24 protein-coding genes are annotated in these 26,523 nt (G+C 25.8%); 18 read left to right on the top strand and 6 right to left on the bottom strand.

Annotation, left to right across the window (positions count from 1 at the left end; translation table 4 throughout):
• Positions 1-10: 10 nt before the first annotated feature.
• From EXC38_RS00275 to secA, 6 genes are all read left to right on the top strand, one after another.
• Complete coding sequence (locus EXC38_RS00275; protein WP_129694415.1) at positions 11-952, top strand: thermonuclease family protein; 942 nt, start codon at positions 11-13, stop codon at positions 950-952.
• A gap of 18 nt (positions 953-970) precedes the next feature.
• Positions 971-2,926, top strand: coding sequence for an ATP-binding cassette domain-containing protein (locus EXC38_RS00280; RefSeq protein ID WP_129694416.1), 1,956 nt, complete (start codon positions 971-973; stop codon positions 2,924-2,926).
• On the top strand, positions 2,926-3,942 hold the full coding sequence (locus tag EXC38_RS00285; protein ID WP_129694417.1) for a carbohydrate ABC transporter permease: 1,017 nt from the start codon (positions 2,926-2,928) through the stop codon (positions 3,940-3,942). The genes EXC38_RS00280 and EXC38_RS00285 overlap by 1 nt, the downstream gene beginning before the upstream one ends.
• Positions 3,884-4,918 (top strand): carbohydrate ABC transporter permease, encoded by a 1,035-nt coding sequence (locus tag EXC38_RS00290; protein WP_129694418.1) that lies wholly within the window; start codon positions 3,884-3,886, stop codon positions 4,916-4,918. Before EXC38_RS00285 ends, EXC38_RS00290 begins: the two co-directional genes overlap by 59 nt.
• Before the next feature lie 3 nt (positions 4,919-4,921).
• Positions 4,922-5,110, top strand: a complete 189-nt coding sequence (locus EXC38_RS00295; RefSeq protein WP_109246959.1) for a hypothetical protein — start codon at positions 4,922-4,924, stop codon at positions 5,108-5,110.
• Between the two features lie 100 nt (positions 5,111-5,210).
• On the top strand, positions 5,211-7,796 hold the full coding sequence (gene secA / locus EXC38_RS00300; protein ID WP_129694419.1) for a preprotein translocase subunit SecA: 2,586 nt from the start codon (positions 5,211-5,213) through the stop codon (positions 7,794-7,796).
• Positions 7,797-8,160: 364 nt separating this feature from the next.
• On the opposite strand, the gene EXC38_RS00305 is transcribed toward secA, so the two are convergent.
• The gene (locus tag EXC38_RS00305) at positions 8,161-9,540 is read right to left on the bottom strand and encodes an RNA-binding domain-containing protein (protein ID WP_165056840.1); all 1,380 of its coding nucleotides are present in this window, start codon (positions 9,538-9,540) and stop codon (positions 8,161-8,163) included.
• 214 nt (positions 9,541-9,754) lie between these two features.
• On the opposite strand from EXC38_RS00305, the gene EXC38_RS03575 reads away from it, so the two are divergent.
• A complete protein-coding gene (locus EXC38_RS03575) occupies positions 9,755-9,889 on the top strand; it encodes an SHOCT domain-containing protein (protein ID WP_268164595.1) in 135 nt (44 codons plus the stop codon).
• Between the two features lie 157 nt (positions 9,890-10,046).
• Here the strand turns inward: EXC38_RS03575 and EXC38_RS00310 are convergent, their stop codons facing one another.
• A complete protein-coding gene (locus EXC38_RS00310) occupies positions 10,047-10,472 on the bottom strand; it encodes a bis(5'-nucleosyl)-tetraphosphatase (protein ID WP_109246962.1) in 426 nt (141 codons plus the stop codon).
• A gap of 1 nt (position 10,473) precedes the next feature.
• Entirely contained in the window at positions 10,474-10,986 is a 513-nt protein-coding gene (locus tag EXC38_RS00315) for a hypothetical protein (RefSeq protein ID WP_057247631.1), read from the bottom strand.
• Between the two features lie 137 nt (positions 10,987-11,123).
• Here EXC38_RS00315 and dnaX point away from each other — a divergent pair, with 137 nt between their 5' ends.
• The 6 genes from dnaX to rsmI are packed head-to-tail and all read left to right on the top strand — an operon-like array spanning position 11,124 to position 16,258.
• A complete protein-coding gene (gene dnaX, locus EXC38_RS00320; protein WP_129694421.1) occupies positions 11,124-13,139 on the top strand; it encodes a DNA polymerase III subunit gamma/tau in 2,016 nt (671 codons plus the stop codon).
• Between the two features lie 9 nt (positions 13,140-13,148).
• Positions 13,149-13,442, top strand: a complete 294-nt coding sequence (locus EXC38_RS00325; RefSeq protein ID WP_004416100.1) for a YbaB/EbfC family nucleoid-associated protein — start codon at positions 13,149-13,151, stop codon at positions 13,440-13,442.
• Positions 13,442-14,032 (top strand): toprim domain-containing protein, encoded by a 591-nt coding sequence (locus EXC38_RS00330; protein WP_057235769.1) that lies wholly within the window; start codon positions 13,442-13,444, stop codon positions 14,030-14,032. The genes EXC38_RS00325 and EXC38_RS00330 overlap by 1 nt, the downstream gene beginning before the upstream one ends.
• Before the next feature lie 12 nt (positions 14,033-14,044).
• Positions 14,045-14,686, top strand: a complete 642-nt coding sequence (gene tmk, locus EXC38_RS00335) for a dTMP kinase (RefSeq protein WP_129694422.1) — start codon at positions 14,045-14,047, stop codon at positions 14,684-14,686.
• Positions 14,686-15,564 (top strand): DNA polymerase III, encoded by an 879-nt coding sequence (locus EXC38_RS00340; protein ID WP_129694423.1) that lies wholly within the window; start codon positions 14,686-14,688, stop codon positions 15,562-15,564. The genes tmk and EXC38_RS00340 overlap by 1 nt, the downstream gene beginning before the upstream one ends.
• The gene (gene rsmI, locus EXC38_RS00345) at positions 15,554-16,258 is read left to right on the top strand and encodes a 16S rRNA (cytidine(1402)-2'-O)-methyltransferase (protein WP_129694424.1); all 705 of its coding nucleotides are present in this window, start codon (positions 15,554-15,556) and stop codon (positions 16,256-16,258) included. The genes EXC38_RS00340 and rsmI overlap by 11 nt, the downstream gene beginning before the upstream one ends.
• A gap of 46 nt (positions 16,259-16,304) precedes the next feature.
• Here the strand turns inward: rsmI and rpsT are convergent, their stop codons facing one another.
• The gene (gene rpsT, locus EXC38_RS00350) at positions 16,305-16,568 is read right to left on the bottom strand and encodes a 30S ribosomal protein S20 (protein ID WP_004415559.1); all 264 of its coding nucleotides are present in this window, start codon (positions 16,566-16,568) and stop codon (positions 16,305-16,307) included.
• A 161-nt stretch (positions 16,569-16,729) separates the two neighbouring features.
• Between rpsT and EXC38_RS00355 the strand changes: the two genes are divergently transcribed.
• The 3 genes from EXC38_RS00355 to EXC38_RS00365 all read left to right on the top strand — a co-directional run bounded on the left by EXC38_RS00355 (position 16,730) and on the right by EXC38_RS00365 (position 19,004).
• Positions 16,730-17,440: a YgjP-like metallopeptidase domain-containing protein gene (locus EXC38_RS00355; protein ID WP_129694425.1), complete on the top strand. Its 711-nt coding sequence runs from the start codon at positions 16,730-16,732 to the stop codon at positions 17,438-17,440.
• An 8-nt stretch (positions 17,441-17,448) separates the two neighbouring features.
• Entirely contained in the window at positions 17,449-18,087 is a 639-nt protein-coding gene (locus EXC38_RS00360; RefSeq protein ID WP_129694426.1) for a hypothetical protein, read from the top strand.
• Between the two features lie 188 nt (positions 18,088-18,275).
• Positions 18,276-19,004, top strand: a complete 729-nt coding sequence (locus EXC38_RS00365; RefSeq protein WP_129694427.1) for a hypothetical protein — start codon at positions 18,276-18,278, stop codon at positions 19,002-19,004.
• A 168-nt stretch (positions 19,005-19,172) separates the two neighbouring features.
• On the opposite strand, the gene thrS is transcribed toward EXC38_RS00365, so the two are convergent.
• A complete protein-coding gene (gene thrS, locus EXC38_RS00370) occupies positions 19,173-20,912 on the bottom strand; it encodes a threonine--tRNA ligase (RefSeq protein ID WP_129694428.1) in 1,740 nt (579 codons plus the stop codon).
• Positions 20,899-21,903, bottom strand: coding sequence for a tryptophan--tRNA ligase (trpS, locus tag EXC38_RS00375; RefSeq protein ID WP_129694429.1), 1,005 nt, complete (start codon positions 21,901-21,903; stop codon positions 20,899-20,901). Before trpS ends, thrS begins: the two co-directional genes overlap by 14 nt.
• Positions 21,904-22,205: 302 nt before the next feature.
• Between trpS and EXC38_RS00380 the strand changes: the two genes are divergently transcribed.
• Positions 22,206-22,568 carry a PTS sugar transporter subunit IIB gene (locus tag EXC38_RS00380; RefSeq protein ID WP_060823476.1) on the top strand — a complete coding sequence of 121 codons (363 nt, stop codon included), beginning with the start codon at positions 22,206-22,208 and terminating at the stop codon, positions 22,566-22,568.
• Position 22,569: 1 nt separating this feature from the next.
• Positions 22,570-26,514, top strand: coding sequence for an AAA domain-containing protein (locus EXC38_RS00385; RefSeq protein WP_129694430.1), 3,945 nt, complete (start codon positions 22,570-22,572; stop codon positions 26,512-26,514).
• Positions 26,515-26,523 lie beyond the last annotated feature (9 nt).

The raw sequence follows: 26,523 nt of genomic DNA on the forward strand, positions 1-26,523 counted from the left end.
AAAGGAAAAAATGAAAAAATTATCACTGCTTTTATCAGCACCTATAATTTCTTTACCCTTAGTTGCAATTTCATGTTCAAAAAATTATGATGATATCAAATTAAATAATACATTTACTTTCGATATTAAAGATTATGAACAAATTGGAAAAATCTTTGATTCTTCTTTTGAAACAGAAATTATTAAGGATTTAGAAACACGAGAAACAGAAAAAATAATAACAACATTGTGAGAAAGATTTGCTGGCGTTGATGCAACAATTACAAGAGTATTTGATGGTGATACTGTCGAAGTTTCGGTTGTTAATAATCTAACTGAAAAAACCAGTTTTGCTAAAGGTGAACTAGTTAAGATTAGAATACCCTTAATTGATACTTTAGAACAAAATACTGAAGGTGTTACTGAAAGAGAAAAGAAACTTTCTAATTTAGATAGTAAATTTGTTGAAACAATTTTAAGACCAGGAACTAAAGTTAGACTACTTTCTGACAACTGAACTAATGGATCGTATAATCGTAAAGTCGCTTATCTTTTCTTCGGTGAAAATTATCACAAAAACTTTAGTATTGAAATGTTATCTAATGGATGAACCTTACCAAGAATTAGTCAAACTGATTTTAAGACATTCAAAATTGATTACAATAATGTTGAAAAAACTACAGTCTTATCATATTTATTACCTTATGTAGCAAGAGCGTTTAATGACGGCTACATGAATAAAAAAGGATTTTATGTTGAAGAAGGGGTTAATATTACTTTAAGTGGAACACCAACAAATATAAAATTTAACTTACCAATGGATTTATCAAAAGAATATATAGCTCATGGTTCGACTTTAATGAGTGATGCTTATCAATTTTTACATCCACACAATATTGATAAAAAGAATAGGGCAAAATTTGTTAATCCAGAAAATAATATTTTTGAATTTTTAATAACACAAAAAAAATAATACAAATAAGGAAAAGGGATGAAAAAAACAAATAATGAATTAAAACAAAATAGCATTCATAGTTTTTCAAAAGAGCGCTATCAAGCTAAAAAGTTAGTACCCGCTATTGAAGTCAAAGATTTAGTAATTGACTTTGGTGAATCTCTAGCTGTAGATAATGCTTCTTTTGCAATCAAAAAAGGAGAGCTAGTTACATTATTAGGACCATCTGGTTCTGGTAAAACTACAACTCTTAATGCTATTTCTGGTTTGTTACGTCCAACTAGCGGAAAATTATTTTTCTCTGGTGTTGATGTTACTAAGTTTTCACCTCAACAAAGAGAATTGGGATTAGTTTTCCAAAACTATGCATTATATCCTCATATGACAGTATATGACAATATTGCATTTCCATTAATGAACGACAAACACTGAAAAGAAGAAACTATTGAAAAATCAAAATTAGCACAACAAAAAATATTTGAATTAATTTTCAAACATTTTAAAGTATCAGAAGAAAAAATCTTAGATGCAAGAACAAAGTTATATCATACAATTGATAATCCAAAAGAAACAAGAAATTATTTAACTGAGTTAAAAACTGCTTATAACAATATAATTGACAACGAATTAAATAATTATAATTTCCTTGTAACAAAGAAAACCGCTCTTTTATCTAATTTAACTAAACAAGTTTTAAAAGATATCAAGAATGCAAAAAAAGAAACTGAGAATTTTATTTCTGACTATGAAATAGAAAAATTGCAAAAACTTTCAGATTTACAAGAACAAGCTGAAATCGCTGTTGCAAATAACAAAGAAAATGAACATTCTTTTTCAAATGCTAAAAAAGACTTACTTGCAAAATATTATTTATTAAAAGTTAACGCAAAGAAAAGTTTAAAAAAATCAATTTCTGATTTAAAAAATCAGTATGTTGAGAAATATAATTCAATCAAAAAAGAATACACACTAAAAGTTGCTGAAGCAAAAAAATCTTTAAATGATAAAATCGCCTTACAAAAGCAAGACCCCTTAAGACAACAAATTAAAGAAATAAAAGAGCGTATTAAAATCACAAAACAAGAAACTGAAAAAGTGTATTCATCTACTATTAATGAATTAATCACACCTATTTTTGAACAAAATAATATAAAGTCTAAGAATATTAAAAAAGCCCTAAATGATTTAATTCTTTTATTACCAGAAGATCTTCAAAAAGAAATCAAGATTTTAGGAAAAGATGTTTTAACAATTGAAGAGGCTATTGTTAGAGATGTTTTAGATGTTGCACAAAGAGTTGAAATTACAAAGAACTTAGGTAAAAGACCTACACAATTATCTGGTGGTCAACAACAACGTGTTGCTATCGCTAGAGCGATTGTTAAAAAACCAAAAATTCTTTTATTAGACGAGCCATTATCAAACTTGGATGCCAAATTACGTATTTCAACAAGAAAATGAATACGTTCAATTCAACAAGAATTAGGAATTACAACAGTTTTTGTTACTCACGACCAGGAAGAAGCTATGTCAATTAGTGATAGAATTATCTGTATGTCAACTGCAAAAGTTCAACAAATTGGTGCGCCAATGGAACTTTATTTAACACCTAAAAATGAGTTTGTTGCCAAATTCTTAGGTATGCCAGAAATGACAATTTTTGAAACACCTGTTAAAGATGGATATATTTATTATGCAGGTAAAAAATTAACAAAAGCACCAGAAAACTATAATAAAGAAACAATTGACTTAGGATTCCGTGGTGAATCTTTAGTAGAAGATGAAAAAGGAATTATTAATGGAGATATTAGATTAGTTGAATACCTTGGAAAAGAGATTCAAGCTCAAATTTATATTAAAGATATCGACAGAATTGCCAATGTTTTCTTAGGTGCTAAAACTAAATACGAAATTGGGGAAAACGTTAAGTTACGTATTAAAAGAGAAGAACTTTACCACTTATTTGATGTAGATTCAAAGGAAAGAATTTAATGAATACATACTTTTGAAGAAAATACCGTATTAAGAAAACAGGAGAAGCATTAAGTATTTTAAATACTAGAACTCCATTCTGAAAACCTTTTATTTTAATGCTCACTTCTTTGATTGCTTTATCTTTTATGGTAATCATACCTTTTATATTTGTTATTATTGGATCATTCAGAGCTAGTGTTTCATTTAGTTCTTTTGGATGATCAATCGGTAACTATTATAAAACTACAGGAAAAGTTGGTATTTTAAACGACCCAAAATTTCAAACTGCTGTTACTAACTCATTATTATATGCAGTTATTGCATTACCAATCGGGTTATCTATTTCTATTTTAATTAGTTCCGCCATAACAATGGTTATAAGAAGATATGCTCGTAGTTTTTGACAAACAGTATTCTTCTTACCATATATGACCGGTGCGGTCGCAGTTTCTTTAACTTTTACCGCTTTATTTGGTAAATCTACTGAAGGTGCTATATTACCATTATTATATGGAAGCGGAAATAGATGAAATCCATTTATTGTTATTTTAATTAGAGGTATTTGAGGTGGACTAGCATTTCAAGTATTAATTCTTACAACAGCTATGTTATCTGTTAATCCAGATTTATATAAATCATCTGCTATAGATGGTGCTAGTGGAAGAACACAATTCTTTAAAATAACATTACCATCAATTCGAAAAACAATATCATTCTTATTTACAATTGGAATTATTAATGGTATTAAAGTTTTCCCACTTGCTTTATATAACAACGATGCTTCTACTGCGATAGTCGAAAACGGTAGCACATTATTAATTTATATTTTCCAAGCAGTTAGATTTGCTGACCAAGGTTTTGGAAGAGCCATGGCTGCATCAGTATTTCTATTCATATTAGGTATTATGGTTTCATACACACTTAAAAAATCTGTAGCCTCAATTTATAAACTAAAAATTAAGTTAGGAGAAAGAAATGTTATCAACAAGCTTAAAGCTGAGATACAAAAGAGAAAAATCAGTTTTAAAATCTAAACAAGAATTAATGACAAAACCTTATACAACTACAAACGTATGAGGAAAAATATTTTCATGATCTTTTAAAATAACCATTTTAACATTTTTTAGTTTTTTAGTTATTCTTCCATTTTACTTTATGATTGAACAATCATTAGTAGATCCAAGGTTTTACCACGACCAAGGATTTAAGATTGCATGATGACCTTTTGAATATGAAAATTATGTAAAAGCAGGTAAGGTTTTTGCCGGAAACTTGGGAACAAGCCTTAATTGATCAAACTTTGCAAGTTCACTTAAAGAAGGATATTTGGAATCTTTAGTTTTCACAGCAGGATTTACATCAATATCTGTTGTTGTTAGATTATTCTTCGCAATTTCTTTAGGATATGCATTATCAATGAGAAATTGAAGAGGAAAAAATGTATTTTTTGGATTATTATTATCTTTAATGGTTATTCCAGAAATTACCCTTATTTCATTACAATATACTTTAGTATCAAAAGCTGGATGAATAGGTAATAAAAACCCATTAATCATTATTGCAATGATAGTCCCATTTGCAACATCAATATTTAATGCTTATATGTATAAAAATGCTTTTGAAGCAATTCCTAACTCTGTTAAGGAATCATCAATGCTTGACGGGGCTGGTGGTTTAAAATACTTCTTTAACATTGCTTTACCAATGGTTAAAGCAACAACATGAACAGTTGTTATTTTAACTGCTTTAGCATCATGAAACTCATATACATGACCAGCATTATTATGAGATTCTGCACCTGGTGAAACTGCAGGATATTATGCCCCTATTAACTTATGACTATTTACCACTGGTAAATACGAAGTTGCTCCAGGACAAGTTCAAACAGTTTTATCAATAAGAATGGCAGCAACATTATTAGCTGTTTTACCAATGATTATTGTATACTTCATTTTAAGAAAGAGAATTATGGCAGCTATTTCTAGACAAGGAAATGCTACAAAAGGATAGAATATGGATTACAAAAATTTTAGCTCATTAAATAACCAAACAAAAACAAAAAAAGTAGCGAAAAAAGTTTTAAGAGTAATTAGCATCATGCTAGTTGTTATTGTTGGTTTAATTATGTTAGGGTTTATAATCTATGGATTAATTTGAGGTGTATACAAAATCTTTAATCAAGATACATTAAGACTATTTTAGTTCAAAATATATCCAATAGGATTTAAAAAAGTAGGCTTTTATAACAAGGCCTACTTTTAATTTGCTTATTTTTAGTAAATTTAATATAAAATATTAAATTATGAAATTTTTTAAATTTAAATCAACAGAAATGCGTATAGCTGAACATACACTAAAGAAAATTAATCAATTAGAAAAAAGTGTTGTAAAACTAACTGATGAAGAGTTAAAACATAAAACTATAGAATTTCGTGAAAGAATTAAACTAGGCGAAACTCAGGACGATATTAGACCTGAAGTTTTTGCTGTTTCAAGAGAAGCAACAAAAAGAATATTAGGGAAAAGACCATATGACGTACAAATGATTGGTGGTATTATTCTTGACTTGGGTTCAGTTGCTGAAATGAAAACTGGTGAAGGTAAAACAATTACTTCGATTGCTCCAGTTTATTTAAATGCTTTAGGTGGTAATAGTGTTATTGTTTCGACTGTTAACGAATATTTAGCCGAACGTGATGCTGAAGAAATGGGGCAAGTATTTAAGTTTTTAGGTTTAACTGTTGGAATCAATAAAGCACAAATGCATACTAATTTAAAAAGAGAAGCATATGCTTGTGATGTTGTTTATTCAGTTCACTCTGAATTGGGTTTTGACTATCTACGTGATAATATGGTTATGTCAAAAGAAGAAAAAGTGCAAAGAGGTCTAGATTATATTCTTTTAGATGAGGTTGATTCGATATTAATTGATGAGGCTAAAACTCCTCTTATTATTTCCGGAGGTGATCAAGAAGAAAGTACAATGTACACAATTGCTGATCTTTTTGTAAGAACTCTTAACCATGATGATTATTTTATTGATGAAGAATCAAAATCGGTTTATTTAACTGATCAAGGAATTGAAAAAGCAAATAAGTATTTTAATTTTAAAAACTTATATGACTTAGAAAATTCTGAACTAGTGCATCGAATTCAAAACTCATTAAGAGCACATAAGGTTATGAAGCTTGATGTTGAATATATTGTTAGAAATGATAAGATTGAGTTAGTCGACTCTTTCACCGGTCGTATTATGGAAGGACGTGCTTACTCAGAGGGCTTACAACAAGCTATTCAAGCAAAAGAAAGAGTTGAAGTAGAATCTGAAACTAAAACACTAGCAACAATTACTTACCAAAACTTCTTTAGATTATTTAAAAAGATCAGTGGTATGACTGGTACTGCTAAAACTGAAGAAAAAGAATTTATTGACATCTACAATATGCGTGTTAATGTTGTTCCAACAAATAAGCCAGTTGTTAGAATTGATGATAAAGATGAAATTTATGTTGATATGCATTCTAAGTGACAAGCTGTTACTAAAGAAGTTAAAAGAGCATATCAACGTAAACAACCGATTTTAATTGGAACTGCTCAAGTTGAAGATTCAGAAATACTACATGAATATCTATTGCAAGAAGGAATTCCACATACTGTTTTAAATGCTAAGCAAGATGCTTCCGAAGCTGAAATAATTTCTAAAGCAGGACAGGCTGGAGCTGTTACAATTGCAACAAACATGGCTGGTCGTGGTACGGATATTAAACCAACAAAAGAAGCTATTGAAAACGGTGGATTATACGTTTTAGGAACAGAAAAAGCCGAATCACGCCGGATTGATAACCAATTAAAAGGGCGTTCAGGCCGTCAAGGAGATATAGGTTATACAAAATTCTTTTTATCTTTAGATGACCAATTAATCCTAAGATTTTCGGTTCAAGATAAATGAAAAGAAATCTTTAAAGAGTATGGTTCAGATCCGATTCCTGGTGAATCAATTCGTTCAGCATTCTTACGTGCACAAAAGAAAATCGAAGGATTTAACTATGATAGCCGTAAAAGTGTTTTAAACTTTGATGACGTTATTAGACAACAACGTGATTTAATTTATGAACAACGTGATTTAATTTTACAACGTGATGATTTAGGTTCAATTATTCACAAAATGTTTCAGGTCGCTGTAAAGCAAATTGTTAACAATCCATATTTTGTGCAAAAAAATGACACGCTAGATTTTGAAAACTTTTCTAATTATCTAAATAAAAACTTTATGTTATTAACACAACATAAATTTACAAACGAAGAAATTAGAAAAATGGATAAAGAAGAATTGATTAATTATATTTTTTCAATTTGAAAAAAAGAATATGACACTTTAAGACAAAATATTGTTGAAAAATATGGATTAACATCTTTAGTTAAATCAGAAAGAAGTATTATTCTAAATGTTTTTGATAGCGGATGACAAGATCATATTAACATTATGGATAAATTACGTCGCAGTACGCACTTAGTTCAATACGCACAAAAAAATCCATATCAAATTTATACAAAATTAGGTTCGAAAAAATTCAAGGAATTAACCGATCGAATAGCTATGGAATGTAGTATTAATTTATTAAATAATTATGAAGGACTTCCTTCATCAAACAGTCAAATTGATTTTCCTTGATTAGTTAATAATAATGACTTTAAAAACAATGAAGAAAGTCTTGAAACAGCAAACCAATTTATTAACTTTTTATTAGATTCAGAAAGAAAACATTTAATTTCTGAAGGCAAAAATGAAGAAGAAGTGGAAGAAATTTTAAAAACCAAAAAACAAGAGGTTTTAAAAGAATTTAAAATTAAGCTAGAAAATTTATTAGGCTTAAAAGAAAACCAATAATAATAAAAAAAGATGATTTATAGTGAACCCCAAAAGTTTTTCCAAATTACTTGGTCCAACTTTTGGGGTTCATTATATCTTACTGCTTGTTTTTTATTTCAAATTATCTTTGATATGGCAGGGAAATACAGGAGTTGAAATTGCAACCTCTTGAGCCGTAATCAAACACTCTGTCCAATTGAGCTATGGGCGCATTTATTGTGTATGGTAAGTATTTGTTAATACAATGCACCCTCTATAGACGAAAGTGTACCCTCTAACCATTATTTATTGGTATATACACTTAGTGACACATGACTGGCGTGACAGATGTGACAATACATTTAAAGCATCTACCATATTTTAGATAGATGCTTATATTTTATTAATCTTTTACTTCCCAGTGTCCAATTCTGCTTGATCCAACTCTTAAAATTAAGTGCTTTTGTTGGAGACTTGCCGTAGTTCTTGAAATACTCATTTTCGTTTTTCCGGTCTTAACAACTAAATCTTTAGTGGTATTAATTCCTTGTTTAATTAATTCAAGCACTTGGTTTTCAAGATTGGTCAAGTTTTTAGTAACATTGGTAACATTTTCGGTAACGTTACCGTTTTTACCATAATTTGCATTGTAAATTGTTACCATAAAAAATCCATTGTTATTGTAGTATTCAACATGGTAACCTTCATCGTTGAATAATCTTCTGGTTTCATCAGTTATTTTCTTTAAGCCAGATCCTCTTCTATCCATATAATGCATTCTTGAAAATACATCAGCTAAGATTGGATTTCTTCTTTTTGATTTAACTATAAAATCAACATTCTTTGGTATGTTTTGATTATCATAAGCAATACCCGGAGATGATATTTCAATCCTATCATCATAAATATCAAGACAAACTTCACTACCAAGCTCTGTATAATCACGATGAATTATCGCATTAACTAGTGCTTCTTGAATGGCTAACATATCATAATCAGGTTCATCTACTCTTCCTGTTGATTCTTTATGCCATCTTTTATGAGTGTTCGCTTCAAAGAAATCTAAAGCTCTTATTAACTGATTAACAATACTTCCTTCAATTTCTCTATCGTCTCTTGCTTCATCTAAACCAGTTTTAGTTAATCCGTTCCATCTAGTACAAAATAATCTATTATGCAAATATGTATTTTGATCTGCTATTAAAACACCTGCATTAGTTAAAAATCCTTCGTCATTAGAAAGACCTAAAGAGATATAATCTTCTTTAGTAAATTTTGTATGTGTTCTATCATACCAAGTTGCTTCAAATACAGTAAATGACTTTTCTGTTTGCTTTATATTAGTCACTACTCTATCATATGTAAGATTAGCACCTCTAAGCACTAAATTTACTATTTCTTGATTAGTAGCAAGTACAGTTGAACTACCTTTTCTTACATATACTTCTCTTGTCTTTTCATGAAAATAATAATATGGTGTGGCATTACCTTTTGATACTTTGATTTCAATACAATCTAATTTATCTTTAGAATAAGGAATTAATTCATAAGGCAGTGAAGGTGTTATTCTTTTATCAATAAAGTCTGTAATCTTTTCTGCAATATCTTGAGCATTTTTCAAACCAATTAATTCAGCATTATTATTAACTCCAAAATACATCGAACCACCATTTGAATTAGCAAATGCAACTAAAGTTTTAAGCCAATGTGCTGGTTTTTCAGTTTCTAAGTCAACTTTAAATTCAGTTAAAGAAGCTTCGATAATTACATTATCTATTTTCAATTTAACACCACCTTCCAAAGATACCAATAGTATACCATATTAAGGCTAAAATATCGATACTTTTGGTAAGTTTTCTTGACGATATTTTTATTTTTTTAATTGGGTTAAAATAGTTTTAATATACAGAAAAAATAGTAACTTATCATTTTAAATACAACTTGACTTTAAGTCTCTTTAGATTGATAGATAGACACAACTTGAAGAGGTTTTTATTATGCATCATAAACAAATTGAAGGCGAAATAAAATATAGATTTGCATGTCTTCTTCTAAATCAAATGCTTAAAGATAAATTTATAACAAAAGATGAACTTATATTATTTAAGAAAAAGATCATTAAAAAAATATAATCCTATAATTAGTGTGTTTGATGAAATCGATAAAAAAGATAATTAAAGAAATTATTCCAATAAAGAAAAAGGTCGAAAATTATAATGAACCCCAAAAGTTTTTCCAAATTACTTGGTCCAACTTTCGGGGTTCATTATATTTAGTTCATCTTTTTTATTATTTATATTTTCAACAATTTGTGACATAAAAATTAACTGCTTTTTCTAATATTTCACGATTAACTTCATGAGTTATTTTGTTTACTAAAGCATCTTCAATACTATATCAATCGACAATATTAATTTCTTCTTCCTGTTTTTCCTTATCAAAATTTAATGGTTTACCTAAAAAGAAAACCACTTCTTTAGAAGTATTTTTAAAAGGGGAATAATGAGTTACTTCTCTAAAACCTTCAATAATTTCAATATCAATATTAGTTTCTTCCTTAACTTCTCTTATTGCTGTTTCAATTTCAGTTTCATTATTTTCAACATGTCCCTTAGGAAAACCACAATGCCCTGCTCTTTGTTCTACTAATAAAACCTCAAGCTTACTTTCAATATTTCTTAAAACAACAGCACCACAAGATTTTTCATATTTCATTTTAAATACCACCTTTATTTTTAATAAAAATATTTATTGATAATAATGAAATTATATTTAAAATTAAAATAGAATCTAAAATTAACTTAATAATTCTTATTTTAGTAAAAAAGTTTATATTTTTGGTTATTTCTAGCGTATTTTTTTCTTCAAAAGCTTTTATTAAGGATTGATTAATTCCATTTAAAAGAAAAATTAAAATAATAAATATAACAGCAAGTACCATAAGTAAAATAATTAAACCAAAATCAACTTTTAATAATTTTTGATGTGATAGATTATTTCTTTCTTTAAAAATAGGAAAAAAACTAAATGCTGTAAATAAAATTAAAATGTTAGATAATACAACAATAATTAAAATTCCAATGAAAACATTTTTACTAATGTTATATTTTAAAAAACTAATTGCTATTACTTGAAAAATTGCAACTATTAAAGAAACAATAGTTAAAACAAAAAAAGTAAAAAAATTTTTTTGATTTTGTTCTTTTAAAACTCGATCCACTTTATTCATAATAATTATTATATATGGAAAAATAACGATTTTTTACTTAATTTAAAGTCATAAAAATAAATAAAAAATAAAATCTTGCTTTTAACCTTTTATAGATTTTAATTTTGGTAAAATATATTTATATTTTAGGAGGTATAATGTCGCTTACAAATAAATATTTAGCATTATATCGTCAATATCGACCAAAAACTTTTGAAGATGTACATGGTCAACAACATATTATTGATACTTTAAAAAATATTCTTAAAGAAAACAAAATTACTCATGCTTATTTATTTTGTGGTCCGCACGGTAATGGTAAAACTTCAACTGCAAAAATTTTTGCTAATGCCATAAATTGTACACATAGAACTGATGCTAGTCCTTGTGCTAACTGTATTGAAACGATTGATCAAAATATGGATATTATTGAAATTGATGCTGCTTCTAATACAGGAATTGATGATATTCGTGAATTAAGAGAAAAAATTAAACATTTACCAACTCAAGGCAAATATAAAATTTACATTATTGATGAGGTTCATATGTTATCCAAAGGAGCTTTTAATGCTTTACTTAAAACATTAGAAGAACCACCTAAACATGCCATTTTTATTTTAGCAACTACCGATCCTCAGAAAATTCCATTAACAATTCTTAGTCGTGTGCAAAGATTTAATTTTAAAAAAATAGATAAACCAATATTAATTAAACAAATAGTTGATATTTTTGCAAAAGAAAACATTAAGGCAGAAGAAGAAGCTATTAAATTACTTGTTAATCTAGGTAATGGTAGTTTTAGAGATACATTAAGTATTGCTGATCAAATTGCAATTTATTGTGCTAACAAAACAATTACCAAAAAAGATATCGAAGAACTATATGGAATTGTTGACTTTGATAATATTTGATATTTAATAAAATGTATAAGTGCTAATCAACACAAAATGATGCTAGATAAATTTAATTATTTAATCGATAATGGTGCTAGTGTTGAGAAAATAGTTCTACAAATTTTTGAAACATTAAAAGATTATTTTGTATTTAGTAAAACAAATCAAGAATCACTTTTAGAATATGCCCCAAAAGAAAAACTAATTGAATTAAAAATTGATGATGAGCTTCTATTTAAATATATTGATATTATTCAAAAAACAATTAAGGATTCACAATTTAGTGATATTCCTAAAGAAATAGTTGAATTAAATTTATTAAAGATGGCTTCTTGTAAGAATGAATCATTAACATTAATTAATAAAGAAAATAAGCAATTAGAAGTTCAAACTAAAAACCATTTCAATGAATCAAAAGAAAATGAATTGATAAGCGAAACTTACGAAGATACAAATGATTTTCAATTAGTTAATGATTATGATAATAATAAAAATGAAGATAATTTAGAAAACCACAAAAACTTTAATTCTATTTTTAATTTAAAAAATATTTCTAATACTTTTAAAACTAGTGAAGATATCAAGATAGACGAAGTAAAAAAAGAATTAGAAGAAAATGGAATTAGTGAAATAAACGTTGATAATATTTTGGAAAAAACTTCAGAAATCTTAATTGCCGAAACGACAAAAGAATACGAAAATGATGATTTGTTAAATGATATTATTACTACAGAATTTGATAATGAAAATTTTAGTAAAACTGTTGATATTATAAAACCAGAATTAGATCAAAACGACGTTAATATCCTCGCATTTATTTTCCAATATATAAAACTTAATTTATATGATTATGGAACGAAGAATAAACAAGATTTAGACACAATGTATTACAACATGATTGAGCAAAAAATAAAGAAAGAATATGAATATCTTATTTCTTTAATTAAAGGTTTTAAAATATTTTTCGCAATCGAAGATTTAATTGTTCTAAGAAGTGACGATACTTTTAAAGTTCATGAATTGAATTTAAAAAGATGCAATGAAGATTTCATGGAAGCTATTAATAGTATTTTTGGTAGATATACAAATGTTGTTGCCGTAACAAAAGAACAAGTTGAAATAGCAATTCAAAATTGTAAACAAAACTGGTCTAAATTAAAAAATGAAGAAGTAAAAATGTTTAGTTTACCAAAACTAGACAAGTATAAAAATAAAGTGAATGCAAATGTGGAGTTTGCAAAGAAACTTTTTGGAGATATTGTTAAAGAACAAAAAAAATAGGAGATATATATGAATATAAATGAAATGTTAAAAAACGCTAAAAGAATTCAAAGCGAAATGGAAAAAGACGAACAAGTTGTTGCTAAACAATCTTTTGTTGTTGAAAAACAGGGTATTAAAGTAACAATGAATGGTCAAAGAAAAATAACTGAAATTATTATTAATGAAGCATTAATTGATCCTGAAGATCCTGAATTAATTCAGGACTTAGTAATGTTAGCCGTTAATGAAGCGCTAGAAAAAATCGAAGCAGCTTACGATGAAATTGGTAAAAAATATTCAAATAACGGATTACCATTTTAATGAATTTAGAACTTAAAGAAAAAATTATTGAATCCTTAAAAAGAATTCCAGGTATTTCAAAAAAGCAAGCAAATAAAATCGTGGTTTTTTTTCTTGAAAATAAACTTCAAAATACAAAAGAGTTATTTGAAGATATCATTATTCTAAAAAATGAAACTAAAATTTGTTCCCAATGCTTAGCTTATGCAAAGCAAGAAATATGTGATATTTGTTCAGATAGCAAAAGAAATAAAAAGATATTTGTTGTACAGGATAGTTTAGATATTGAAAAAATTGAATCACTTGATATAGAAAAAGGAAAGTATTTTGTTTTTAGCGATTCAATCAATTTAAAACAAATTAGAAATGAAACATTAGAAAAAATCGACCATTTATTAAAAGTTGTTGCTAAAAATGAAGAAATAATTTTGGCATTAAATACTGATTTAAATGGCCAAATTACAATGAAATATTTAGAAAAAAGAATTCGTGATGAATTTAAAAACAAAAATGTTTATCAGTTATCAATTGGAATTCCCTTTGGAATGGCAATTGAATCAGTTGATGCAATATCATTAAAACAAGCAATTTTAAATAAAAGAAAAATATAAAAGGTGTTATTTATGCAAAGAAAAGGAAAATTTATCGCTTTTGAAGGAATGGATGGTTCGGGTAAAACAACAATTATTCAAATGCTAAAAAATGAATTAATTACAAAGAACTTAATTGATAATTTTGTTTTTACAAGAGAACCAGGATCGGCATTTTCAAAAGAAGCTGAAAAAATTAGACAATTAATTTTAGACAATGAAAATTCATTTAGTTCAATGGTAGATGCACTTTTATTTGCCACTAGCCGTCGTTTAAATTTGGAGAAAGGTATTTGACCTGCTTTAGAAGAAAATAAAAACGTAATAACTGACAGATATACAACTTCTTCATATGTTTATCAAGGTGTTTTAGGTGATGCAACTTTAGAAAATGTTGAGATTATTAATAAAATAGCAACCAATCAAACTGAACCTGATTTTGTAATTTTCTTTGATTTAGAGCCCTCTATTTCAGTTGAAAGAATTACTAAGATGCGCGAAGGAATGGACCGCCTAGAAACTTCTGATATTTCTTATTATGTTTCATTGCGCGAATCTTATAAAAAAGTAATAGCTAAAAACCCTGAGAGATATCGTATTATTAACGCTAACTGTTCAATTATTGAACTATTTAATAAAGTAGTAGATATTCTTAAAAAAGAAAATGTATTATAATGATCGATTCTGTTTTTAAAAATATCATTGATAATTCTCTTAAGGAAAACAAATTAAGTCAAGTTTATTTGCTTTCATCAAAAAACATTAAAAGTTTTGATGAATATTTTTTATATTTTATTTCTCAGGTAAATCATGATAATTTTAAGAAATTTAGTGATATAAAATTTGGTGAGCTGTATTTTTATATCGATGGGCAAAATCAAACAATTAATAAACAAACTATTTTAGATTCAATGAATGAAACTACCGAAACATCAATTTTATTTAAGAATAAGAAAAAAATTTTATTTATATCAAATATTGAAAATGGAACACAACATTCATTAAATAGTTTGCTTAAATTTTTAGAAAATCCTCCTTATAACACCATTATTATAATGTCATGTAATTTTATATCTCAGGTAATTAAAACAATTAAATCACGTGCTTTTATCATTGAAATTAATCATAAAAATGATGAAACAAATATTGATAAATCTAAACCTTTTGCTAGTTTTTTTAAAACGATAAATACTCAATATAATGAGGAATTAATTTATATTTTTAATGATCTAAGTAAATCAATTAGTTTATATTATAAAAACCCACTTTTATTTTTTCAATCATTAATTATTAATTTTAACTATGAAAATAAGGAAATAATTTTAAATTTTCTAATAATGGCCTTTATGGACATTTATAAAATTAAAAAAGGTATAAAGGAATTAGATATTTTTAATGATTTTAAATTTAAACAAGAAGCATTTGATTATATTCCGATATATAAAATTATTAGTTTATTAAAAGAAGTAAAAAACAACATAAATAATGCTGCAAACTTTAATTTACAAAAAAGTAATCTATTATTAAAATTAGAGGAATTTTATGGAATCTAGACTATATATAGTTGGTACACCAATTGGTAATTTAGAAGATATTACTTTCCGTGCTATACGTATTTTGAGTGAAGTTGATATTATTTTGTGTGAAGATATAAGAGTAAGTCAAAAAATATTGAAACACTTTGAAATTAATAATAAAAAATTAATTGCTTATCATAAGTTTAATGAAAAACAATTAGCTCCAAAAATAATTGAACAAATATTATCTGGTAAAAATGTAGCATTAATATCTGATGCTGGAATGCCATGTATTTCCGATCCTGGTTTTAATTTAATAAGCGAAGCTAAAAAACAAAATATTTTCGTAGATGTTATTGGTGGAGTAACGGCATTCACGCATGCTTTTATTAAAGCTAACTTAGGTTCAACATTTAGTTTTATTGGTTTTTTAAAGGACAAAAGCGGAGAAAGAATTAATCAACTAAAAAAGATTACTGAGGGAATTTATGTTTCTTATGTTTCACCTTATAAACTTATAAGTACCTTAGAAGACTTTAATAGTGTTTTTGGCGATAATGTAAATCTTTACTTGTGTAAAGAATTAACAAAGTTGCATGAAAAAGATTATGAAGGAACTCCATTGGAAGTTTTAGAGACACTAAAAAAAGAGCCTATTAAAGGCGAGTTTGTTTTAGTTTTTGCAATTAAAAAACAAAAACATATAAAGATTAATAAATACGCAAAATAAAAACCGGAGAATTACCCGGTTTTTAAAATAAATTGGTTCAAAAAAATTAATTTTTTGATTTAGCAATAAATGCATCTAAACGGCTAGCTTTTCTTGCACCATTGTTTTGGTGTAAAACACCCTTTGAAACAGCTTTATCAATTTCATGGTGTGCTTTAGCAACTAATTCAGCTACTTTTTCATCATTAGTTGATGCTGCTAATTTAGCTTTTTTAATAGCTGTTTTAACAGTTGATTTAATAGCTGAGTTACGTGCGTTAGCTTTTTCGTTAGATAATATTGCTTTTTGTTTTGATTTAATATTTGCCATTTTTTTGCCTTTCTTGCTAAAAAATTAATTAGCATACATAATTTTACATAAAAAAAACAATTTTTTTATATTTAAATAAGTTTTTTTGCTTAATTTAAGTTTTTTTAATGTTTTTAATCAATTAATATCAAATTATTTTAATTTTATTAAAATATTCTTATATGAAAAGTCCTGATCTAATTATAAAAAGAATAATAAATAATAAAGAATACGAGGTTCATATTTTTTATATTAAATCTGCTAGAGCTATTTATTTTGAGTTTGAATCTGGCAATTTAATTTTCAGATTAAATCCTAAACACTTAAATACTTCAAGATTTGAAAATTTTTTAGTTAAGTCTATTACTAAAGCCATAAAAAATCCACGCTTTATAAACGAAAGAGAATTAAAAATTAATACAAAAAATCAAAGTTTTTATTGCTTTGGAGAATTAATAAGTTACGATTTAACAAGTAATTTTATAATTTTTAAGGTAAATAACTCATTCGAATATTTAAAACTTTCTAAAGATTATAGTAGCAAAACAATAGAAGAAATAATTAAAAATTTTTTAAAAGAAAAACTTTTAATTAAATTTAAATTTTTTGCAGAAGAAGCAGTTAAGATGATTTTGCAAAAAACAATTGATTTAACTTATAAAATATTAAAGAAAAAAACATCATGAGCATCAATAAATATTCGAACTAAAACTTTAAATATTTGTGAGGATTTAATATATTTCAGTGACGAAATGATTAAATATGTAGCATTTCATGAAATTTGTCATTTAGTTCATGCTAATCATTCAAAAGAATTTTGGAACTTATTGAGTAAATATTTTGAAAATTGAAAAGAAATTAGAAAAAAATTAAATAGTTATATTTTAAAATAAGGAGTTTTATGGAAACACAAATGGTCATAATATTAATTGTAATATATTGTTTCACAGCAGTTATTCTTGCTTTAGATATATATTTCATTGTTCGACATTTTAAAAACAAGAAAAGAGCCAACACCGAAAAAGCGCTTGTGGGTTCCGAAAAAAATTTATTATTTGAAGAAGTTAATAAAATAAATAACTTTATTCATAATAGTAAGTTTATCGAAGGCGGAAAATATAAGATTAATAAAAGTGATTTTGTTTTATCTGGTCACATTATTATTAATAGTTATGGTCTATTTGTTTTAAATCAAATAAATGATTTAGGTAATTTATTAGAAGGTGATTTTAATAGTCGTGAATGATTTTTACACACTGATAAATTTAAATACTGTATTAATAATTTATTTTGAAGTTTAAATAAAAATATTCAAGACATTTTACCGCTTTTGCCAAACAACCTTCCGGTAATAGGAGTTTTAATTTTTGATAATGTTAAAGAGTTTGAAATTAATAACTATCCGGGCCATTTAGCTTATACACATGTTAGTGATTTATGTAATTTTATGTACGAAATTAAGAAGAGTCTAAAGCCAATTTTGACTACTCAAAATGTTGAAAAAATATATGAATTATTAACAAATAAAAAGATTAATTAGCAGTCTTTAATAATTGATATCAATATATTGATTTTTAATAATTAATCTATTGAAAAAGATTGATTCAAACAAAAATATCAATAAATAACGAATTTCAGTTAAATTTGTTATTTTTTTTATTTTTTCTTTAAAATTTAAATTGTATACGTATAAAAAAATATTTATTACAAAAAAATACAGGAGACAAAATGGCAAAAAGCACATTAGAAAGATTTTATATCTCTGAAAAATTTGATGACGATAAAAAAGTATCTTTCAACTTCAAAAAAGCTAACCAAAAAATTTCAGGTAACTTTAATGAATTTGTTGATGCGGTCTTAGAATTTATCAGAGTTAGCGAAAAAACAAAAAATGATACACGTGTATGATTCCACCAAAACGGTGCTTACCGTGGCAGTGTTAATATTACTAAAGCACGTGTTATTGTTGACAAAATTTTAGCTGAAAAAGTTCAAAACGAAAAAGCTATTGAATACATCGAAAAAGAAGACTTAGTTGATAAACCAGCTCCAGCTCCTAAAAAGGCTAAAAAAATTTCAGTTAACCTAAATGAAGAAGCTGCTAAAACAACATTCTTTGTTGAAAATGCTTCATTAAGAAAAGCTTCGCAAATTTCATCACTAGATGTTAAATCAACATCACAATATACAACAGTTGTTGAAAAAATTGCTCAAGTTGAAAACAATGTTGTTGTTACATATCATTTAGAACACGAAGGTAAATCGTCAAAATCATTTGAATATGTTATAACAGGTTTTGCAAGCACATGCACAGGTTGCGCATGAAAATCAAATTCTTCAATTTTTGGAACATCAAAAAAAGACAAAAAAGCATTCTGAATATTATTTGCAATTTTAACAATTTTAATTGTTGCAAACATTGTTTTAGTTTCATTACGTTTAACAAATAATATTTAGTAATTAATATTTAATATTATTCGAATAATAAAGCCCGAGCACAAAAAGTGTTTGGGATTTTATTTTAACTTATTTTAAATCTTTAGAAAATTATAATGAACCCCAAAAGTTTTTCCAAATTACTTGGTCCAACTTTTGGGGTTCATTATAATAACTTAACGTTTATTTTTACTTTAATTCTCTTTTTAAAGTAAATAATTTTTGTAAAAATTCTTCTTTAGAATATGTTGTAGTTTGATCACTTCCATATTCACGCACAGCTAATAGATTATTTTCAACTTCTTGTTTTCCAATGACAATAATAAACTTAGTTTTTTGAATTTGTGCTTCACGGATTTTTTTGTTGATTCTTTCATTTCTTAAATCGACATTAACATTAATATCTAAATCTAAAAATTCTTCATATAATTTTTGACAATAATCATTTAACTCGCTAGTAATTGGCATTATTGTTACTTGTCTTGGACTTAATCAATATGGTAAAACACCTTTAGTTTGTTCTAATAAAGTAGCAATAAATCTTTCGTATGTTCCGATTAAACCACGGTGAATTAAAACAGGTCTTTCAAACTCTTCATTGTCATTTACAAATTTCATATCAAATCTTTGTGGAAGTAAGAAATCTAGTTGTAATGTTGACATAGTAATAATTCTATTTAGAACTGTTCTAACTTGGAAGTCAACTTTAGGTCCGTAGAAAGCAGCTTCCCCAATAAATTCTTTATACTCAATATTTAATTCTTTTAAAACTTCTCTTAAATCGTTTTCAGCCTTATTTCACATTTCATCATCTTTAAAGAATTTTTCATTATCGTTAGGATCTCTTAAAGAAAGTGAAATATGATCAATTTCAATATTAAAATCTTTTAAAGCGGTTAAAATCATCTTGTATAAGTGTTTAAACTCTTGTTTAATTTGATCGGGTCTTACAAAAACATGGCCTTCAGTTAAATCCATTGCTCTAACTCTTTCAAGTCCAGATAATGCTCCAGATTTTTCATAACGATAAAGTCTTGATTGTTCTGAATAACGAATAGGCAAGTCACGATATGAGCGTCTTGTTGAATTGAATAGAATAATATGGTGAGGACAAGTCATAGGACGTGCTACTAATGTTTCATTATCCATTAATATTGGTTTAAACATTGTATCTTGATAATGAGCTCAGTGACCACTAATTTCATATAGTTTCTTTTCACCAAAATGTGGTGTTAAAACTTCAGTGAATCCAAATTTTCTATCAAGTTTTAAAACATAATTTTCAATTGCATTATGAACTTTGATTCCATCTTCTAATCAAATTGGAAAACCTTGTCCTGATAATTGGCTAAACATAAATAAATTTAAATCTTTGCCAATTTTTCTATGGTCTCTTTCTTTTCTTTCTTGCAATATTTGAAGATATTGATCTAATTCATCTTTTGTTTCTCATGAAGTTCCATAAATTCTAGTTAACATCTTGTTATTAGAATCACCTCTTCAGTAAGCTCCTGCTGTTGATAATAATTTAAAGTGTTTTATTTCTTTAGTATTTTCAACATGACCACCAGCACAAAGATCAGTAAATAAAATTTCATTTGTTTTTGGATGAATAAATTGGAAAAAGGTTATTTCTTTTCCTTCTGAAGAAAACTCATCATATAATTCTTTTTTGTAAGGTTGATTTTCAAATGAAAAAAATTCTTGTCCAACTTTTTTAGTTTCATAACCTTGCTCAGCCATTTTTTTCATTAGTTTTTCAATACGGGGTAAATCTGATTCTAAAATAGGACTTTCAAATTCAAAATCATAGTAAAAACCTTCTTCAATTGCTGGACCAATTGCTAATTTTGTATTTGGATATAATTTTAAAATTGCTGCAGCTAGTAAATGGCTGGTTGAGTGGTTAAGTTTATTATTTGCTTTCATTATTTAAGCCTAATCCTTTCATTAATTTCTTAAGATTTTCATTTGCTACTTTAGAAGCTTTTTGTGCTCCTTTTTTTGCAAAGTTATCAATTGATTTTATTACTTCTTTATATTTAAGTTGAATTTTTTCTAAAAATTCTTTAACTAATAATCCAACTTCTTGTTTTAATTCTCCATAATTTTTATCTTTAAAATAATTTTCTGCTTCTTCTAATTCAATATCTTTTAATGAAGAATAAATTGTTAATAAATTTTTTATTCCTGGTTTTTCATCAGAAATATATATTTTTCCTTCTGAATCTGTTACTGCTTTTAATATCTTTTTATATGCTTTTTCAGGATCATCTAGTAAATAAATTGATGATTTTTCATTAGTATCTGACTTAGACATCTTTTTAGTTGGTTCGGTCAATGACATAATTTTAGCTCCAACTTTTGGAATATATGGTTCTGGAATCTTAAAGCCAATATTCAATTTATTATTTAATCTTTGGGCTAAATTTCTTGTTAGTTCAACATGTTGTTTTTGATCAATTCCCACAGGAACTAAATCAGCATTATAAAGTAAAATATCACCTACCATTAATGTTGGATACATCAATAAACCAGTAGGAATAGTTTCCATTCCATTTGAGCTTTTTACTTTAGAAGATTTATCTTTAAATTGCGTCATTCTTGATAATTCACCAATTGTTGTGTTTGTTAAAATCAATCAGTTCATCAACCCATGTTCCATGACATCTGATTGAAAAAATAACGTAGATTTTTCAGGATCTATACCGCAAGAAATAAATAAAGCATAAATATTTCTACGATTTTCTTCTAATACTTTTGGATCAATTGGTAATGTTAAAGCATGAAGATCAGCTATAAAAATATAACTATCGTATTCATCTTGTAATTTAACCATATTTTTAATGGCGCCAATATAGTTTGCAATAGTTAACTTTCCGGTTGCAGTTATTCCGCTTAATACTCTTTTTTTAGCCATTATTTCTCCTTGTTTAAATTTCACATAAGTTCTAATGTTTGTTTAAAAAATAACAAAGTCTTTATAAATTTTATTACTTTTTTTAAAAAATTTACTATATTAAATAATTAATTATTTAATAAAGTCAATAATTGTTAAATAATTAATTTTAACCTTAAAATAAGTTGAAAACATTTAAAAATCATAAGCAATTTTTAACATATATTAAAAAAAACTCAATTAATTAAATAATTTTAGTTTTTAATTTTAAATTAAAATATAATTTAAAAGTATAAAACTATTAACTTATATAAAGGATTGCAATGAATTCAAGAAATAAATTTTTATATGTCATTTTAATTATTTTAACTTTTGGTCTTATTTTAGTTTACTGAAAAAATAAGTATAAACAAACTAAAACTAAAGATTATTTAAGTAAAGAAACTAAGCTTAATTTTAATTTTGATGAATTAGTTGATTATTTGGGTGGAAAAGAAAATATTGAATCTGTAACTTCAACTCAAAAAGTTGTAAAAATAAATTTTTATGAAAAAAATAAAGTTGATGCTTTAAATATTAAAAACTTAGATGGAGTTACTGGTTTGACATTTCAAAGCAAAAGTATTTCATTAGTTGTTGGTAATACAGCAAAACATATTGAAGAGTTAATTAATGAGGTAAAGTAAGATGAGTTCAAATAATACAAAATATCAAACTTTAATGGCTAATCTTCTTAACATTGATACTAATGATTCATCTTTATTTAGCACAATTGATAATGAAAAATATTTTGATGTTTTAAAAAACTTTGGTGAATCGACATTCGATAAAATTTACACAAAATTTAATATTGATTGTGTTTTATCAGAAGTTGCTAATAGAACTATAGCTGAAAAAGTAAGAGAAGCTAAAACTAAAAGTGAAGTTGTAAGCATTTTTAAAGAGTACAATAAAAGAATTGAAGATAATCTTTTTAAAATGTTAGGTTCAAGTTTTGAAAAAGCTAAAAATATTATTATTGCCAACCAAGAAACAGAATTTCAAAAATCAATTGTTAAATGAAAGAAAATTTTAAATAAAGCCCAAAATATAAATATTGAGACTAATATATGACCTTTACATATTGGTTTTTTTTATATTTCAATTAAAACAGAAAATAAAACAATTTATGCGCCACTTTTCTTTAAAGAGATTTTGATCGAAGTAAAAAATTCTTTAATTTATTTACATTCTAATTCAGATATAAGAGTTAATAGTAAACTTGTTACTTTTCTAAACCAAGAAGGCTTTTCATTGAATGTTGATTCTTTTGATTTTAATAATTTGTCAATTCAAGATGTTTTTGAAAAATTTAAAACAATTTGATCACCACTATTTAAGATGCCTGAAACTTTAAGAAGGGGTGTTGAACATTTGACTGTAGAAACAATTAACAACACTGCAATTGAATTTCACCCTGGAATAGTTTTAGGTTTTTATAATGTTTCTTCTGGTTATTTATGAAATCAAATGAAAAAAATTATCGAAAATGATGAGTTTGATGAAATTTTAAACCCTAATTTTAATAAAAATTTATACAGAGAGAAAGTTAACAGAGTTATTTTTGATAATAAATTTAAATTATTTAAAATTCAAGAAACAAATTTTTCGCAAGATGTAGCAACTGTTTCATCATTATATCAAGACACAATTATTTGAGGTCCTCCGGGCACCGGTAAATCTCAAACAATTTCTAATTTAATTGTAAATATTATTACCAGAGGTTATTCAGCATTAGTTGTTAGTCAAAAGAAAGCCGCTTTAGATGTTTTAAGAAATAGAATGAAGAAATTATCTATTTTTTGCTTATTTGCTCTAAATGATAAAAATTTAAGACAAGAAACCTTTTATGAACCATTACGTGAATTTATACATTTATTAGAAAACTACCAAAGTTCTAAAAAAGAAGAAGGTTTTAGTGTTTTTACCGATGAAGATGAAAATTATGTTGATAATGTTAATTTAATTAAACAAACTAAAAATCTTGACAATATTATTAATTTTTATAGTGCCATTATGAATGGTAATTTTACTGTTAACACATATGAAAGTTTAAAACTTTTAGATAAAAGTCTAAACTATAATATTAATAGTGAATTTAATGATCGTAAAGAAATTATTAAAAAATTATATGAAGCTAATTACAATAAAAAACACCATATTTTTACAATAGTTCCCAAGAAAATCAAGAATATGGCTGATCTATTATTAGCTGATGAAAGCTTAATGACTATTGATATTAATGAAGCATTAAAATACGTTAACTTAGTTAATTTTGAAGAAATTGTAAATTTTAGTAATCAATATAAGAAGATATTAACAAATAAAACTGTTAAATTAAATGATGATAAAACAATTGTAAAAATGCTTTTAGAAAAAACATTTGAAAAAATGACAAATTTTACTGATGAGCAAAAATCACAATACACATCATTTGCAATGGCAATTAGAACTGGACATTTAAAACCATACAAGTTTTTCCACAAACATAAGGAAATGATTAAGTTGCTATTCCCTATTATCATTACTACTCCAGAATTAGATTTATCAATGTGAGAAAAACAAGAATTTGACTTTGCTATTTTAGATGAATCTTCGCAAATGTTTATTGAAAAAGGGATTCCAATATTATATTTAGCTAAAAGAAAAGTTTTAGCCGGTGATAGTCAACAAATGCAACCAACAAGATGATTCTCTGCAACATATAATTTTGATGAGGAAGATGACTTAGGAAATATTGAGTCATTATTAGATTATGCTAAAGCGCGTGGTGTTTATTCTTTACTTTTAGATAAAAACTATCGTTCTAAGAAAGCGACATTAATGACTTTTTCTTCTAAACATTTTTATGATTCAAAACTGGATGTAATTGATAATTATGAATTATCTTTATCAGATGAAAAAGCAATTGAAGTATTTCAAGTTAATGGTACTTGAGATAATAGTATGAACGTTGAAGAAGGGGAGAAAGTTATTGAATTAGCTAAAGATAATTTAGTCAAATTTAATAAAATAATAATCTTAGTATTTAACGTTAAACAACAAGAATATTTAATCAATAGAATTTTTGGTAACGAACCGGAATTAGAAGAAGCGCTAATGAGTGAAAAGGTTGTTATTAAAAATATTGAAAATATTCAAGGCGATGAAGCTGACTTAGTTATTATGTCAGTTGTATATGATAAGAATACAACATTATACAATACTTATGTAGCAAGAAAAGGTGGTAAAAATGCTTTAAACGTTGCTATTTCAAGAGCAAAAGAGAAAGTTTTTGTTGTTAAGTCAATATATGCCGAAGATATTGAAATTACTGAACGTTCAACAGTAGATATGATTACTTTTAAAGAATGATTAAAGTTTTTAGATTTATCTATTGAAGAACAGAAAAATTATTTAGATAAGGTTGAAGATTATTTAGCTACTAAATTAATTTCAATTCCTGAAGATATTAAATTTAAAGTAGATGTTTTAGATGAGTTAAGACAATTAATTGATGATGAAAATTTAACTTTAAAAACAAATTATTCTGTTGGAACAAAATCAATTGATATTGTTTTAATTAATAAATTAAACAATAAACTAGTTCAAGGCTTTATTCTTGATAATTTTAATTATAAAAATGATTATCGTAAATACTTAATTTTTAAAGATAACATTCATTTCTTAGAAGCTAAAGAGTATCCAATTATTACTATTTCTGAAATTGAATGACCGATAATTAAAAATAAAATCTTTGCATATGTAAAAGGTTTAATTAATCAAGAAAAAAATGCTAATAACTTCATAATTAAAAATAAAGAAAATCAAATTATCGTTGATGAGATGAGCGAAAATCTTGAACAATCTATTTTAGCTTCAAATTTAAATCAAGAAATTAATTTTCAAGATACTAATCAACAAATTTTAGATGAAAAGAATTCAAATGATGATGAAAGTAATTCAGATGAAATTGACGATTTTTATGTTGAAGAAGATTCAAATAATAATTTATCATTAAATGAAATTGATGAGTTTGAAGACCAAAATAATTTTGTGGAATTGGCTAATGAAGAAATTGAAGAAGTAGAAGAAACAGACTCTTTAACAAATAATTTTGCATTTGAAGACATTGAACTAGAAAACAGTGAAGATCAAAACAAATTAGATTTTTCATTTGATGAAAAAGAATTGAATAACTTGGAAGAAATAGAAGAATCTGATAATGAAAATGAAATGAAACATCTTTCTAGAGAAATAATTGAAGATGATTTTTTAGAAAGAGAAAATACTTTAGAATTTTCAAGAGATAATATCGAAAAAAATAATAGTGAAAATATTGAAATTGAACAAACTACTGAAATTAATAACTTTAATTTTGAAAATGCTACATTTAACGATGAAAATAATGATGAAACCATAGATTTTGAAGAAGTTAATTCAGATTTAACAAACAACTTAAATAAAGATGAAAATATTTCTTCTGATGAAAATGATATAGAATTTGAAACCGAAGAAATTAGAAGTAATCAAGATGAAAAAACAAAAACAATTGAAATAGAGGAGATACCTCAAATTTATTCATTTAATAATGATGCTAAACAAATATTATAAGATTTTAAC

Origin of the sequence: Mycoplasmopsis arginini (assembly GCF_900660725.1) — a bacterium.
In the GTDB taxonomy this organism is placed as follows: domain Bacteria; phylum Bacillota_I; class Bacilli_A; order Mycoplasmatales; family Metamycoplasmataceae; genus Metamycoplasma; species Metamycoplasma arginini.